This window comes from Streptomyces sp. NPDC004065 (genome assembly GCF_044903565.1).
Taxonomy (GTDB): domain Bacteria; phylum Actinomycetota; class Actinomycetes; order Streptomycetales; family Streptomycetaceae; genus Streptomyces.
This window is the reverse complement of the sequence record NZ_JBJDQT010000049.1, coordinates 1-13,728: the sequence shown is the minus strand read 5'-3', so window position 1 is coordinate 13,728 and position 13,728 is coordinate 1. Positions and strand designations below refer to the sequence as shown.

Genomic DNA, 13,728 nt, shown 5'->3' with positions numbered 1-13,728 from the left:
TCAGATCAGCACCGTTTCCAGTGCCGGGATGGAACCGTCCGCCAGACCGGCGGCGAGTACGTTCCGTTTCACCTTCCAGGTGGCGGTGTGGGGCATGTGCTCCCAGGCGACGTGCACCGGCTCCGGCAGTTCGGGCAGGTGCGCGACGGCGGCCTTCCAGGCGGAACGGTCCAGCGGCCGGTCCCGGCGGGTGCACACCACGGGCCGTACGGTCTGGCCGACCCGGACGAAGACCGCCTCGGTCAGCTCGGGCAGTGCCTCGATGAGGGCGTCCTCGGCGGCCAGCAGGCTCTGCAGGCCGGCGGTCTGATCGAACTCCCGGTCGAGCAGGTGCACACAGCCCCAGCGGGACCGGTAGCCGATGTCCTGGAGATTCCACCAGTCGCTCTCGCACCGCTCGTCGTACAGCTCCTGCTGGCCGACGTAGGTGAGGGCGAGGCCGGAGGACTTGGCCTGGATGTAGCCGTTGGGGGTGCCCTTGTCCTGCGGGCGGGGCCGGATCCGGGCCTTGGTCATGCCGGGGAAGACGAATCCGACGCAACGGCCGTCCGCCTTGCGGATGTTGCGGCGGGTGTAGATCCGCATGGTGACGGGGCCGGTCTCGGTCTGCCCGTAGGTCTGGATGAACAGCGGGGAGCGTCGTTTGCTCGCCCCGAGCAGGGCGCGGATGCTGCGCGGGTGGATGGCGTCGAAGGTGCTCATGAAGATGCGCACCCGTTCGAAGGGTCCGTCCGGGACGCCCGCCAGCTCCTCCCAGTGCAGGTACATGTTGGGGTGTGCCTCGACACAGCCCGGACGGCATTCGGAGAGCACCTCGCGCACGCTGTCCACGTCCGCGTCGGCCAGCGGGGCGATGCCGATACCGAGCTGGAGCGCGGTGGCCAGGGCCGCGTAGGTGCGTGCGTGCACGAAGGAGATGCACATGGCGAAGGTCTCGCGGTACCGCAGCAGCCTCGCCATCCGCGCCTGGGTGTTGATGGGGAGTTGTGTGCCGCGCCGGGCGGCGGCCACCAGTTTGGGCACACCGGTGGTGCCGGAGGTGTGTGTGATCAGCGCCGGCGAGTCGTGCGCGATGTCCGGGTACGGCGGGGCCTCGCCAGCGACGGTGCCGGCCAGCGACGGCAGCCCGGCGGCCTCGCCGTGCGCGAGCAGCACGGACGGGGCATGCGCCCGCAGTTCCCCGAGGTGTTCCCCGGCGCGCTCCAGGAGGGCCGGGTCGGTGATGAAGTGGTCGGGTTTCAGCCTGGCCGTCATCTTCACCACGGTCGGCCATTCCAGGGACGGCGCGAACATGGCGGGGACCGCGCCCACGCGGCCGACGGCGCAGGCGAGGAACAGGATGTCGGCGTTGTGTCTCTTGAAGACGGCCACCGTGTCGCCGGGGCGCACCCCTGCGGCGAACAGCTTGGCGGCCGTGTCCTCGACCAGTTCGGCGACCTGGGCGTAGGTGGGCCGGAGGCCCAGCTCGGGCGCGAGGTCGAAGGGGCGGTCCAGGTAGAACAGCGAGTCGGGGTACTTCTTCGCGGCCTGCTGGGTGATCAGGCCCAGGGCGAACAACTTCCCGGGCCTCGGCAGATCGTCGGGCAGGGGCATGTGCGGTCTCCTCTCCTGGAGGGGACGGGAGACGGTGCGGCGTCTCGGCGGTGGTGGTCGGCGTGCGTCGGTGCCGTGGGCCGGTCAGCGGGCGGACTCCCGCGGGCCCGTGTGGGTGACGGGAGCCGGCCGGGCGTCGCCGGCGTGCCGGCCCGGGCCGTGATCCCGCGTGCCGCCGGCCGGCTTGCGTGCACTGTGGTAGGCGAAGGTGGACCGCGCCGGGGACGAGCTGCGACCGTCGGACTGGATGCGGTCCAGGTACCACTGGACGAAGCGGCGGACCTCCGCCCGGTCCACGTCGAAGCGCTGGGATCCCTTGCCGCAGACGGACTCGGTGTTGGTCTGGTCGAAGCGCTTCCCGTTGATCATGTACGAGGCGTAGAACTGCAGCCCCTCGTCCAGTTTGAGGTCGATCGCGGTGAGCAGGCCACGGTTGGACACGAAGCGCGGGCCGCGCAGCCCGGCGAGCTCGAATATCTCCTCGATGACCTCACCGACCGTCGGCGAACCGGCGTTGTTGAGGTGGTAGATGGTGCTCAGCGCACCTTCGCGGCCGATGGTGACTGCGTTCCTGGCGACGAGGTCGACCGGCACCAGGTCGCACTCGATCTCCGGGTCCGCGACGATCGGCACGTGCCGGTGCTGCAGCAGGTTGCCGAACTCCTTCTCCACGGCCTGCCGGAAGCGCAGCACCGAGGAGACGAAGCCGTACATGCCGGTGAAGCTGGTGGCGGCGCCGGTCTTGGCATGGCCGATGACGATGGACGGGCGCAGCACCCGCCACGGCAGACCGGAGGCGGCGACCTCCTCCTCGCCGATGGTCTTGGTGGACTCGTAGACGTTGTTGGCCGAGTCGGTGTCGCCCGGGAACTCCTCGCGCATCGCCCCGGTGCGCCTGCCCGCCACGTAGGCGGTGCTGACGTGGTTGAACACCGGCTCGCCGAGCGTCTTGGCGAGGGAGAGGACGTTGCGGGTGCCGTTGACGTTCATCAGGTTGATCTCGTCGGCGTGCCGGTCCTCGTACTTGAGGGAGGCGGCGACGTGCCAGAAGGTACCGATCGTGGTGCCGCCCGCGGCGGCGCGGAACCGGTCGGCGGACTCGGCCAGCGCATCGTCGGTCATGTCTCCGGCGACGGCGCGGGTGCGTTCCAGGATCGACGGGAGCAGGTCCGGGACGCCGTACATCTCGGCGGCGTGGCCGAGGGCGTCGTGCAGCCTGCGCGTCGCGGCCGCGTCGTCGGCGCCGCGCACCAGGCACACGAGGCGGTCGGAGGTCCGCTGGAGCAGTTCCAGGGCGAAGGCCCCTCCGACGAAGCCGGTCGCGCCGCTGATGACGTGGGCTGCGGGAGCCGTCCTGGCGATCACTGTGCGGTCTCCTGAGTGGTGGGGAGGGTGGGGTTGTGGTGGGCGCGCAGGTGGCTCGCGATCGAGCGGAGACTTTCGAAGACCTCGGGCGGGACGTCCATGTCCCACTCGACGGACAACCGCTCCTCGATGCGGCCGAGGAGCATGGTGAACGCCCAGGACTCCAGGCCGATGCTGTTCAGCGGGGTCTCGGCGAGACCCGTCTCGGGCAGGTCGGCACGGTCGGCGACGACCTCGCGCAGCAGCGCGCAGAGTTCGGCGATCAGCTGCTCCTCGCCGTCCGGGACGCGGGTGCCGGCCGTGCCCGGCTCCTGGACGTCACCGGGCTGCGGGGCCACTGCCGCGTCCCGGGCCGCGAGCGAATCGAGGAAGCGCTGGACGCGGGTCTGGAAGCCGTCCGGGTCCTCCATGTAGGGGAGGTGGCCGATGTTGTGCATCCACTCGACCGCACAGTCCTCGATGAGACGTCCGGCCTGTGCGCCGAGGTCCTCGTTCCACATCTCGTCCTTGTCACCGAGCAGCAGCAGCGTCGGCTGCTTGATGCGGGCCAGCTGTTCGGGCCCGTCGGTGACTTGGGTGGCGCACTTGAGGTTGGTGAGCATCGGCTCCGGCGGGTGGACGGCCGTGAACGCCGATCGCAGTCCGAGGTAGCCGGTCGCGCCCATCTCGCGCATCGCCTCCTCGCTGAAGACCACCGAGTACAGGTGGTCCCACAGCGCCTGGGTCCCCCCTGACGTGAGGGAGTTGATGCAGGCCCGCTCGGTGGCCCGGCGCCGGATGCCGTCCGAGGGCGCGCAGGACGGACCGGCGAGGATCAGTCCGTCGACCCGCTCCGGGTAACGGGCCGCGAAGTCGCGGCAGATGAAGCCGGAGGCGGAGGTGCCGAGCAGGTGGGTGCGTTCGATGCCCAGTCCGTCGAGCAGGGCCCGCAGGTCCTCGACGTGGTCGTCCCAGTTCATGTCCGGGCAGACCGAGGAGGCGCCCTGGTTGCGCAGGTCGTAGGTGAGGAGCCGGTTGTGCTTGGCGAGTTCGGCGGTGAAGTTGCGCCACATCGGCGCGATGATGAAGAAGTTGTTCACCAGGGTGAGGTACGGGCCCTGATCGCCCTGGATCTCGTAGTAGAGCTCGGTGTCGTCCGAGACGCGGAGCGTGCGCTCCGCGGTGTAGCGCAGGTCGAGCGTGGGTGCGCTGGTCATGGCCTTCCTTCCGGCTCAGGCGCGCAGCAGCTTCTTGAGGATCTTTCCGGCGGGACTCCGGGGCACCTGGTCGATGAACTCCATGTGCCGGGGACGCTTGTACGGCGCCAGGCGCTCGGCGAGGTGCGCCAGCAGCTCGGTCTTGGTGACGGCCCGCGCGCCGGTGCCGTCCGCCGGGCCGTCCGCCGGGCCGTCCGCCGGGCCGGTGACGACGTAGGCGAGCGGCACCTCGCCGTAGTCCGGGTCCGGGACGCCGATCACGGCCGCGTCCCGCACCAGCGGGTGGGTGAGCAGCGCGCGTTCGATCTCGGCGGGGTAGACGTTCTGTCCGGCGCGCAGGATGACGTCCTTGCGCCGGTCGACCAGGTGGACGAGTCCGGTCCCGTCGAGGAAGCCGAGGTCGCCGGTCCGGATCCAGCCGTCGGCGGTGATCTCCTCGGTGGCGGCCGGGTTGTTCCAGTAACCGCGCATCAGGCCGGGGCCTCGCACGGTGACCTCGCCGACGGCGCCGCACGGCAGTTCGGTCCCCTCGTCGTCCAGGACCCGCACCGACATGCCGGGGATGACCCGACCGGCGGGCAGCGGCCGGTCGCCGCCCGGTTCGGGGTGGTCGTCCGGGCCGAGGGTGACGAACGGGCCGCCCACCTCGGTCATGCCGTACACCTGCCGGAAGCCGCAGCCGAGCCGTTCGGCGGCCTCCGTGTACAGCTCGATGGGCATCGGCGCCGCCCCGTACATCACTTCGCGCAGGGAGCCGAGGTCGTGGCCGGCCAGGCCCTTGCTCCGCAACAGGAAGCGGAGCATCTGCGGGACCAGCCAGACGTGCGTGGCGCGGTGCTGCTCGATCGCCGCGAGCGCCCGCTGCGGCGTGAAGCCGGGCATGATCACGACCGTGGCGCCCGCCGCCATGTAGGTCAGGGTGATCGTCATGCTGCCGTGGTAGAGCGGACAGCAGTTGACCAGCACCATGTCGTCGTCCGGGGCCGCCGACGCGAGCCAGCCGAGTGAGATGCCGCGGAACGAGCCGTGGTCGACGGCGACGCCCTTGGCCCGGCCCGTGGTGGCCGAGGTGTGCAGGATCGCGGCGAGGTCGCTGTCGGCGACGTCCGGCAGCCGGAAGCCGGCGTCCGCCTCGTCGTCGGACTGCGCTGCCGGTTCCGTCAGTCGCGCGTACTGCGGGCCGTCCACCGCGATCCGCAGCCGGACCGGCAGGTCGGGGTGGCGCTCGAGGAGCGAGGCCTCACCGAGGATCACGCCGGCCCCGCTCCCCCGCACCATGCCCGTCAGCTCGGTAGCCGTGAGACTGTGGTTCAACGGCACGAACAGCGCGCCGAGCTTGGCGAGCGCGAAGTAGGACTCAAGGACCTCGATGCGGTCGAGTGACAGTACGGCGACCCGGTCGCCCCGGGAGACGCCGCGCGCGGCGAGCGAGCGGGCGAGCCGGTCCGTCCGGTCGTCGAACTCGGCCCAGGTGACCGAGCGTTCGGAGTCGACCAGCGCGGTACGGTCCCCGAAGCACTGCCGATTGCGGTGCAGGAGCTGACTGAGCCACATCAGGCGGCTCCCTGTCCCGCGCGGCGCGCGGCGATCAGGCGCTCGTAGTCGGCGATGGAGGACAGGCCGTCCATGTCCTCCGCGGTGACCTCCACGCCGGTCCGCTCCTCGATCAGCAGGACCAGGCGGACCAGATCGCCCGAGTCGACGCCGCTCGCGCTGAGGCCGGCGTCGTCCGCGATCTCACCGCCGAACTCCGCCATGCCGGTCAGTTCGACGAGCATTTCCCGTACGGTGCTCATGCGTTGCCTTTCACTGTGGTGCCGTTGAAGGTGTTGTCCCAGGCCCCGTCGCCGACGGGGCAGTCGTGTACGGCCAGCGGCCGACCGGCCGGCACGGACCAGGGCAGAAACCGGCTGGGGACGGAGCCGGCGCAGAATTCCCGGAACTCCTCATGGGGCGGTCGGTGCCGCTCGGAGAGGACGGCGAAGACCGGGTCGACGGGTTTGAACTCGCCGTCGTCGTCGAGGACTTCGCACCATGCGTGCTCCGCGTCCAGGACTCCCAGGTAGCGGCCGCGGCGGGTACGGGTGGTGAGTCCGTCCGCCTCCGCCCTGCGCTGGAGTTCCAGGGAGCAGACGGTGCAGTCCATGATCCCGAGTCGCTGGGTCTCGGCCGGGTCGGTGCGCAGCTTTGGGTGCATCCACTGGAACCGGTACGGCCCGTCGCGCAACTCGGCCGTCAGCGCCTCGAAGTGGCGCCGGGCGATGGGCGAGAGCAGCGGGGCGCGCCGCCCCGAGGTGGTCACGCGACCGGTCAGACGCAGCGAAGCGGCACGGCCCACCACGAGCCGGTCGTCCTCGCGCACCGCCGGCTGTGAGCACTCCAGCTCGCCCAGGCTGCCGCCGAAGACCTCCGGCGTGGGCAGTTCGATCCGCCAGGTGCCGCCCGGGCACTCGGGCTCGCGGCAGCGCAGCCGCCAATCCAGCGCCCAGTGGCGCGGCGGTGTCCAGGTGGCGGGGGTCCCCGAGGCGAACCGGAGCATCATCCGCTGTCCGGCCAGCGGGACGCTGCCGGCGGCGCCCGAGTAGAGCGCCACGTTCGCCAGGTCGTAGTAGTCGAAGCGCAGATCGTCCGCGCAGCCCGTGTGGGCGAGCCCGTCCTCGGCGAGCCGGTCGAGGAGTTCGTCCCCGCAGCCGAGCAGGGCCCGCGCCTCGTCCCGGCCCACCCGAAGGTCCCGGTACCGGTCCGGCATCGGCACCAGGTCGCGCAGTGCGGTCAGCCAGGGTCGGTGTGCAGGATGCGCCGGGGACCCGGCACCCCCCGCACCGGCGTCGTCGGGGGCCGGTGCGGCGGTGGATACGCGGATGTCGGAAGCCATGGTGGTGCGGTCCTTCCTGGCGGGAGCGGCGGACAGTGGCCACCTCGGGCACACGGCGGGCGCACGGGCGGTACGGATGCGGCACGGAAGCGGCACGGGGCCGGCCCTGCGCCGTAGCGGCGCCCACCGACGAGAAAGTCCGGTGCGAAGCGGCGCCCACCGACAAGAGAGTCCGGTGCACCGCCTGGGCAATCCCTCGCGGGCCGAACAGGACGGTGTGGCGTACCCCATAGACACCGCGGGGATTGCGAAGGCGGGCCGCGACCTCCTCACCCACGGGGCGTCTCGCTCTCGGCCCCCGTTCCGGCCCCCGTGCGCAAAGGAGTTCGCGAAGTGTTCGCAAGGCTGATGCAGCTGTTGGAGAGGGGACCGCGGCGTGTGCTGTGGACGGTGGGGCTTCTCGCACTCGTCTGCCTGGCGGGCGGCGGAGCCCAGATGAAGTCCATGACCATGGGCGTGGACGACTACGACGACTCCGAGTCCGCCGCCGTGAAGGTGCTCGAAAACGTCGAGAAGGCGAGCGGCGCCAACCTCGAACAGGGCTACGTCGTCCTCGTCGAACTGGACGAGCCCATCGACCCCGAGTCGGGCGAGCGCCCCGAACTGCTGCGTCGCGCGGTCGACCTGTTCGAGAAGCGGCCCGAAGTCGCGGCCGTCACCGACTTCGTCTCGGCCAGGAACCCGGCGATGGTACGGAAGGACGGCAGGAGCACCTACTTCGTCGCCGGCGTCCGCGGCTTCGAGCCGGGCGACGCCGTCACGCAGGCCGTCACCAGGACCCAGGACGCCATCGACGCGGACAAGGAGCTGCGCGGCCATGTCACCCTGGGCGGTCCGACCACCTCCAACGTCGAGGCCAGCGCGATTTCCAGCCGGGACCTCGGCCGGGCGGAAGCGGTCGCCTTCCCGGTCCTGCTGATCCTGCTGCTGTTCATCTTCCGGGGCGTGATCGCGGCGCTGATCCCCCTGGGCGGCGCCCTCGTCTCCATCGCCGTGGCACTGGGCGTGCTCGGCGGCGTGATGACGGTGCTCGACCTGTCCGTCTTCGCGCTCAACCTGGTGATGGCGCTCGGCATCGGCCTGTCCATCGACTTCAGCCTGCTGATCATCTCCCGCTTCCGCGAGGAGCTGCGCCTGGGCCACGGCACGCACGAGGCGGTCGGCCGGACCATGCGCACCGCCGGCCGTACCGTGCTGTTCAGCGGTCTGACCGTCGCCGTGGCGCTGGCCTCACTGCTGGTCTTCCCGCAGCGGTTCCTCTACACGATGGGCATCGCGGGCATCTCCACGTCCCTGGGCGCGCTGATCTTCGCGCTGCTGGCCCTGCCGGCGCTGCTCACCGTGCTGGGCGGGCGCATCAACAAGTGGGCGCCCAGGAGCTGGCAGCGCTCCCGGGAACACGGCGCCGGCAGCGCGTCCGGCGGCCGCTGGTACCGCTTCTCGCACGGTGTGATGCGCCGCCCCGTCAGCACCGCGGTGGCGGCGGGCGCGGTGCTCGTGACCCTCGCACTTCCCGTCCTCGGCATCAAGTTCACCGGGATCGACTCCGCCTCGATGCCCCAGGACTCCGACGCGGGCCGGGTCTACACGACCCTCGAGAAGGACTTCCCCGGCTCGCTGCAGTCCCCGGTGCACCTCATCTCCCGGGCCCCGAACGACGCCGGCGCCAAGCTCGGCGCCTACGGTGAGCAACTCGCCGGGATCGACGGCGTCGCCGCCGTCACTGCGCCGCGGCCGATCGGCGACGGGATGTGGGAGACCCAGGTGGCGCTCAAGGACGCCCCGCTGTCCGTGGACGCCCAGGACACGCTGGACGCGATCGAGGGCGTGAGTGCCCCGTACCCGACGGTGCCCACCGGCAACACCGCGCTCTACGACGCGATGATGACGAGCCTCGGTGACCATCTGCCGCTGAGCATCGCCCTGATGTCGCTCACCACGCTGCTCATCCTGTTCGCGATGACCGGCTCGGTGGTGCTCCCGCTGAAGGCGGTCATCACCAACCTGCTCACCCTCGCCGGCACATTCGGGCTGCTGGTCTTCGTCTTCCAGGACGGCACCCTGTCCGGCGCCCTGGACTTCACCAGTCAGGGCGCCCTCCAGCCGACGATGCTGATCATCCTGCTCGCGGTGGCCCTCGCGATGTCGACCGACTACACGGTCTTCCTGTTCTCCCGCATCAAGGAGGGCGTGGACCACGGCCTGCCGGACCGCGAGGCCATCGCCACCGGTCTGGAGAAGGTCGGCCGCACGGTCACCCTGGCGGCGGTGCTGTTCTGCATCCCGATGGGCGCGCTCGTGCTCTCCCGGCTGATCTTCGTCAAGCAGCTCGGCTTCGGCACGGCCGCATCGGTCGTCATCGACGCCACCCTGGTACGCGCACTCCTCGTGCCCTCGTTGATGGCACTGTTCGGCAGGGCCAACTGGTGGGCGCCGGGTCCGCTGCGACGTCTCCACGAGCGGTTCCTGAGCGGCCTTCAGGAGAGCGACGAGCCGGCCGCGCCCGCGGCCGGCGTCAACCGCGCGTCGGCAAGCGCCGCTCGGGAGGCATGAGTTGGCCTCCGACACCGCACTCGAGGAGCGGCTGGAATCCCGGTTCGAGGAGTTGCTCCGCAACGACGAACGGGTCGAGCCGCACGACTGGATGCCGGACGGCTACCGGCGGATGCTGGTCCGGCAGATCGCCCAGCACGCCCACTCGGAGATCATCGGCATGCAGCCGGAGGGCACCTGGATCACCCGCGCGCCCTCGCTGCGCCGCAAAGCCGTACTGCTCGCGAAGGTGCAGGACGAGGCGGGGCACGGGCTCTATCTCTACGCGGCCGCCCAGACCCTCGGCGTCAGCCGTGCCGAACTGCTCGACGCCCTGCACAGCGGCCGCCAGCGCTACTCGGGCACCTTCAACCACCCGGCGCTCACCTGGGCGGACACCGGGGCCATCGCCTGGCTGACGGACGGCGCCGCCGTGGTGAACCAGGTGCCGTTGTGCCGCACTTCGTACGGACCGTACGCACGCGCCATGCTGCGCGTCTGCCAGGAGGAGGCCTTCCACGTCCGCCAGGGCTACGACTCGCTGCGTGCGCTGTGCCAGGGCACACCCGGGCAGCGGCAGATGGCACAGGACGCGGTGGAACGCTGGTGGCTGCCCGCCGTGGCACTGATGTTCGGCCCTCCGGACACCCCGGCGAGCAAGGACAAGGCCGCCGCCTTCGGGGCGGCACACACCAGGCGGGCCATCGCCTGGGGCATCAAGCGCCACCCCAACGACGAGCTGCGCCAGCGCTTCGTCGACATCTGCGTACCGCAGGCCGAGGAGCTCGGTCTGCGCCTGCCCGACCCGGCCATCCGCTGGAACCCCGACCGCGGGCACTACGACTTCACACCCGTCTCCTGGGACCAGTACCGCGAAGTGCTCGCGGACGACTCCCACTGCGCCCGGCAGCGTCTGGCCAAACGGATTGCCGCGCACCAGGACGGCGCCTGGGTACGGGAGGCCGCCGTCGCGGCGGCCCGGCGCGAGGCGGCGCGGGGGGACGGACGGGAAAGAACCCACGGGTCCGCAGCAGCGGCCGGCCAGAACAGGGGGACACCGCAGTGAACACATCCGCGGCCACGGGGGCCGAGACGCCGTGGGAGGTCTTCGTCAGAAGCCGCCGCGGCCTCGGCCACCAGCATGTCGGCTCGGTGCTCGGCGCCGACGCCGACCTGGCGATGGCCAACGCCCGCGATCTGTACACCCGGCGCGGGGAGCCGTCGTCGATCTGGGTGGTCCGGTCCGCTGACATCCGGGCCACCGCCCCCGACGAGAAGGAGCCGCTGTTCAGCAACGGCACCGGCAAGCCGTACCGGCTCTCGGAGCAGTACGCCGTCCCGGACAGCGGGGGTGACCGTGACCACCGCCACTGAGACCGCGCTGCCGGACGCCGCCGCGCGGGAGGACGACACCGCACGGTACGCGCTGGCGCTCGGCGACGACGCGCTGATCCTGTGCCAGCGGCTCGCCGCCTGGGTCACCAGGGCACCGTCCATCGAGGAGGATCTGGCGCTGTCCAACATCGCCCTCGACCTGCTCGGCCACGCCCGTACGCTGCTGTCGTACTCGGCCGAGCTGACCGGGGACGGTGACGAGGACACCCTCGCGTTCACCCGCACCGAGCGGCAGTTCCGCAATGTGCTGCTCGCCGAGATCCCGAACGGGGACTACGCGGTCACCCTCGCGCGCCAGCTCTGCCTCAGCCGGCACAGCAGGCTCCTTTACACCGCGCTGGCCGGTTCCGCGGACGCCGTGCTCGCCGCCTTCGCGTCCAAGGCCGTGCAGGAGTCCGCCTACCACTGCAAGCACGCCGAGCAGTGGACGATCCGGCTGGGCACCGGCACCGAGGAGAGCCACCGCCGGATGCAGGCGGGCCTGGAGCGGGTCTGGCCGTACACCGCCGAGCTGTTCGAGTCCGATGCGGTCACCACACGGCTCGTCGCGGCCGGTGTCGCGGTGGACCCCGCGGGGTTGCGGGAGCAGTGGGACGCGGCCGTCGGCGGCGTTCTCAAGCGGGCCGGCCTGACCCTGCCCAGGACGACGTGGCATGCCCGCGGCGGCCGGGACGGTCTGCACACCGAGGGGTTCGGCCCGCTGGTGGCCGAACTCCAGTCCGTGCACCGGCAGTACCCCGGAGGCATCTGGTGACGGCGGTGCGCGAACGGCTGACTCCCGAGCAGGTACGGGTGCGGGTCGGCGCGGTCGCGGACCCGGAGCTGCCGCTGATCACCCTCGGGGAGCTCGGGGTGGTGCGGCAGGTGGCCGAGGCGCCGGACGGGCTGGTGGAGGTCACCGTCACGCCCACCTACACCGGCTGCCCCGCCATGGACACCATCGTGGCGGAGATCCGGGCCGAACTCGCCCGCTGCGGGCACGAGGACGGTCGGGTGCGGACCGTTCTGGCGCCCGCCTGGACCACCGACTGGATCACGGCCGAGGGACGGCGCAAGCTCGCCGAGAACGGCATCTCGCCGCCGGGCAGCCGGACCGCGCCGACGGACGTGCGGCTCGGCACGGGCGCGGTGTGCCCGCACTGCGGCTCCACGGCCACCCGGCCGCAGAGCCCGTTCGGGGCGACGCGCTGCCAGTCCGTGATCGTGTGCCTCTCCTGCGGGGAGGCCTTCGGCCACATGAAGGCGATATGACGCCGCGAGACGGTGCTGTCCGTGCCCTCACCGAGCCACCGCACAGGCGCGACCGGCGGACGCAGCCGGTCCGGCCCGGACCCGGTTTTCACGCCCTGCCCGTGCACCGGCTGGACCGGCTCAGCGACACCGCCGTGGCCGTCACCCTCGAAGTAACCGATGCGCAGGCCGCCACCTTCGCCCACCGTGCCGGCCAGCACATCACGGTACGCCACCATCCGGCAGGGCCCGGCGCGTGCGAGGAGATCCGGCGCAGTTACTCGATCTGCCAGCCACCGTTCTCCGCGCCGCCGGGAACGCTGCGTATCGTCGTCAAACAGCTCGGTCCGGGCGGCTTCGGCGAGTACGCCGTGAGCAGGCTGGAGGTGGGCGACACCCTCGAGGTGGGCCCCCCGAAGGGCAGTTCCACGCTCGCGGACCATCCCGGCGCGCACCACGTGCTGATCGGCGGCGGCAGCGGCATCACCCCGCTGATGAGCATGGCCACCACCGCGCTGCACGACGACCCCGAGTGCCGGGTCTCGCTCGTCCACGCCAACCGCACGACACGGTCGATACTCCTCGCCGAGGAAGTCGCGGACCTCAAGGACCGCTACACCGACCGGTTCTTCGTGCTGCACGTGCTGTCCGGCGAGGAGCGCGAGTCCCAGGTGCTGTCCGGCCGGCTCGACGCCGCGAAGCTGCGGCGTCTGCTGGCCGGCCTCGGTGCCCGGCCGGACGACGACCGTACGCACTTCTACCTGTGCGGTCCCTGGGGCCTGGTGGAGTCCGCGGACGAGGTGCTGCGGGACATGGGGGTCACCGCGTCCCGAGTGCGCCGGGAACTGTTCACGACGGACCCGGACGCGCAAGCCCCGGGCGCCCGCCGGGACACAGCCGCGGGCACCGGCGGCGCCCGGATCACCACCACGCTGCACGGCCGCAGCGCCGAGGCCGCGATGACCCCGCAGGACCCCTCGCTCCTCGCGGCCGTGCTGCGGCATCGGCCGGAGACCCCGTACTCGTGCCGCGACGGTCTGTGCGGCTCGTGCCGGGCGCGGGTGGTCGACGGCGAGGTCGTACTCGACCGCCGCTACGCGCTCACCCGGGAGGAACAGGAGGCCGGGTACACGCTGCCGTGCCAGGCCCGCCCCGTGTCGGAGCACGTACGGCTGGACTTCGACGCGTAAGTCCCACGGGAGTCCCACGGGGTGCCGCAGCCCGCGGCAGCCCGTGGCCGGCAGCCGTCCCCGGTATGAGGGCAGGGCCGGAACCGCGAGTCGCGGTTCCGGCCCTGTTCCGTGCATCAGAGGCCCGAGGGGGTTACTTCACCGGCTCGGGCTCCGGGACGTCGTCGGCTTCCGCGGAGCCCGCCGGGCCCTCCGGGTCGGCCGGGGTCCTGACGGAGTCCAGCAGGAGCTGGGCGACGTCGACGACCTGGATCGAGTCCTTGGCGTTGCCCTCGTTCTTCTTGCCGTTGACCGAGTCGGTGAGCATGACCAGGCAGAACGGGCAGGCGGTGGAGACGATGTCCGGGTTGAG

At 71.5% G+C, this 13,728-nt stretch carries 13 protein-coding genes; 6 read left to right on the top strand and 7 right to left on the bottom strand.

Annotated features, from left to right (window positions below; all coding sequences use genetic code 11):
* The 6 genes from ACI2LW_RS32605 to ACI2LW_RS32580 all read right to left on the bottom strand — a co-directional run bounded on the left by ACI2LW_RS32605 (window position 1) and on the right by ACI2LW_RS32580 (window position 7,029).
* Window positions 1–1,593: an AMP-binding protein gene (locus ACI2LW_RS32605; protein ID WP_404734879.1), complete on the bottom strand. Its 1,593-nt coding sequence runs from the start codon at window positions 1,591–1,593 to the stop codon at window positions 1–3.
* A gap of 84 nt (window positions 1,594–1,677) precedes the next feature.
* The gene (locus ACI2LW_RS32600) at window positions 1,678–2,958 is read right to left on the bottom strand and encodes an SDR family oxidoreductase (protein ID WP_404734878.1); all 1,281 of its coding nucleotides are present in this window, start codon (window positions 2,956–2,958) and stop codon (window positions 1,678–1,680) included.
* The gene (locus tag ACI2LW_RS32595; RefSeq protein WP_404734877.1) at window positions 2,955–4,154 is read right to left on the bottom strand and encodes an alpha/beta fold hydrolase; all 1,200 of its coding nucleotides are present in this window, start codon (window positions 4,152–4,154) and stop codon (window positions 2,955–2,957) included. The genes ACI2LW_RS32600 and ACI2LW_RS32595 overlap by 4 nt, the downstream gene beginning before the upstream one ends.
* A gap of 15 nt (window positions 4,155–4,169) precedes the next feature.
* Window positions 4,170–5,708, bottom strand: a complete 1,539-nt coding sequence (locus ACI2LW_RS32590) for a class I adenylate-forming enzyme family protein (protein ID WP_404734876.1) — start codon at window positions 5,706–5,708, stop codon at window positions 4,170–4,172.
* Entirely contained in the window at window positions 5,708–5,950 is a 243-nt protein-coding gene (locus ACI2LW_RS32585; protein ID WP_404734875.1) for an acyl carrier protein, read from the bottom strand. Before ACI2LW_RS32585 ends, ACI2LW_RS32590 begins: the two co-directional genes overlap by 1 nt.
* Window positions 5,947–7,029 (bottom strand): hypothetical protein, encoded by a 1,083-nt coding sequence (locus tag ACI2LW_RS32580; protein WP_404734874.1) that lies wholly within the window; start codon window positions 7,027–7,029, stop codon window positions 5,947–5,949. Before ACI2LW_RS32580 ends, ACI2LW_RS32585 begins: the two co-directional genes overlap by 4 nt.
* Before the next feature lie 333 nt (window positions 7,030–7,362).
* Here ACI2LW_RS32580 and ACI2LW_RS32575 point away from each other — a divergent pair, with 333 nt between their 5' ends.
* From ACI2LW_RS32575 to ACI2LW_RS32550, 6 genes are all read left to right on the top strand, one after another.
* Window positions 7,363–9,582: an MMPL family transporter gene (locus tag ACI2LW_RS32575; RefSeq protein WP_404734873.1), complete on the top strand. Its 2,220-nt coding sequence runs from the start codon at window positions 7,363–7,365 to the stop codon at window positions 9,580–9,582.
* 1 nt (window position 9,583) lies between these two features.
* Window positions 9,584–10,627 carry a 1,2-phenylacetyl-CoA epoxidase subunit PaaA gene (gene paaA, locus ACI2LW_RS32570; protein WP_404734872.1) on the top strand — a complete coding sequence of 348 codons (1,044 nt, stop codon included), beginning with the start codon at window positions 9,584–9,586 and terminating at the stop codon, window positions 10,625–10,627.
* Window positions 10,624–10,935 carry a 1,2-phenylacetyl-CoA epoxidase subunit PaaB gene (gene paaB, locus ACI2LW_RS32565; protein WP_404734871.1) on the top strand — a complete coding sequence of 104 codons (312 nt, stop codon included), beginning with the start codon at window positions 10,624–10,626 and terminating at the stop codon, window positions 10,933–10,935. The genes paaA and paaB overlap by 4 nt, the downstream gene beginning before the upstream one ends.
* Complete coding sequence (gene paaC / locus ACI2LW_RS32560) at window positions 10,919–11,710, top strand: 1,2-phenylacetyl-CoA epoxidase subunit PaaC (RefSeq protein WP_404734870.1); 792 nt, start codon at window positions 10,919–10,921, stop codon at window positions 11,708–11,710. The genes paaB and paaC overlap by 17 nt, the downstream gene beginning before the upstream one ends.
* The gene (gene paaD, locus ACI2LW_RS32555) at window positions 11,707–12,207 is read left to right on the top strand and encodes a 1,2-phenylacetyl-CoA epoxidase subunit PaaD (protein WP_404734869.1); all 501 of its coding nucleotides are present in this window, start codon (window positions 11,707–11,709) and stop codon (window positions 12,205–12,207) included. Before paaC ends, paaD begins: the two co-directional genes overlap by 4 nt.
* A 101-nt stretch (window positions 12,208–12,308) precedes the next feature.
* On the top strand, window positions 12,309–13,376 hold the full coding sequence (locus tag ACI2LW_RS32550) for a 2Fe-2S iron-sulfur cluster-binding protein (RefSeq protein WP_404734868.1): 1,068 nt from the start codon (window positions 12,309–12,311) through the stop codon (window positions 13,374–13,376).
* A gap of 133 nt (window positions 13,377–13,509) precedes the next feature.
* Here the strand turns inward: ACI2LW_RS32550 and ACI2LW_RS32545 are convergent.
* Window positions 13,510–13,728, bottom strand: a 219-nt coding sequence (locus ACI2LW_RS32545; protein WP_404734867.1) for a hypothetical protein, incomplete at its 5' end; no start/stop codon positions are given.

What these genes read in the sequence shown, in the direction of transcription:
- ACI2LW_RS32605 (WP_404734879.1), bottom strand. Translation starts at nt 1,593, where the DNA reads ATGCCCCTGCCCGACGATCTGCCGAGGCCCGGGAAGTTGTTCGCCCTG.
- ACI2LW_RS32590 (WP_404734876.1), bottom strand. Translation starts at nt 5,708, where the DNA reads ATGTGGCTCAGTCAGCTCCTGCACCGCAATCGGCAGTGCTTCGGGGAC.
- ACI2LW_RS32580 (WP_404734874.1), bottom strand. Translation starts at nt 7,029, where the DNA reads ATGGCTTCCGACATCCGCGTATCCACCGCCGCACCGGCCCCCGACGAC.
- ACI2LW_RS32595 (WP_404734877.1), bottom strand. Translation starts at nt 4,154, where the DNA reads ATGACCAGCGCACCCACGCTCGACCTGCGCTACACCGCGGAGCGCACG.
- ACI2LW_RS32585 (WP_404734875.1), bottom strand. Translation starts at nt 5,950, where the DNA reads ATGAGCACCGTACGGGAAATGCTCGTCGAACTGACCGGCATGGCGGAG.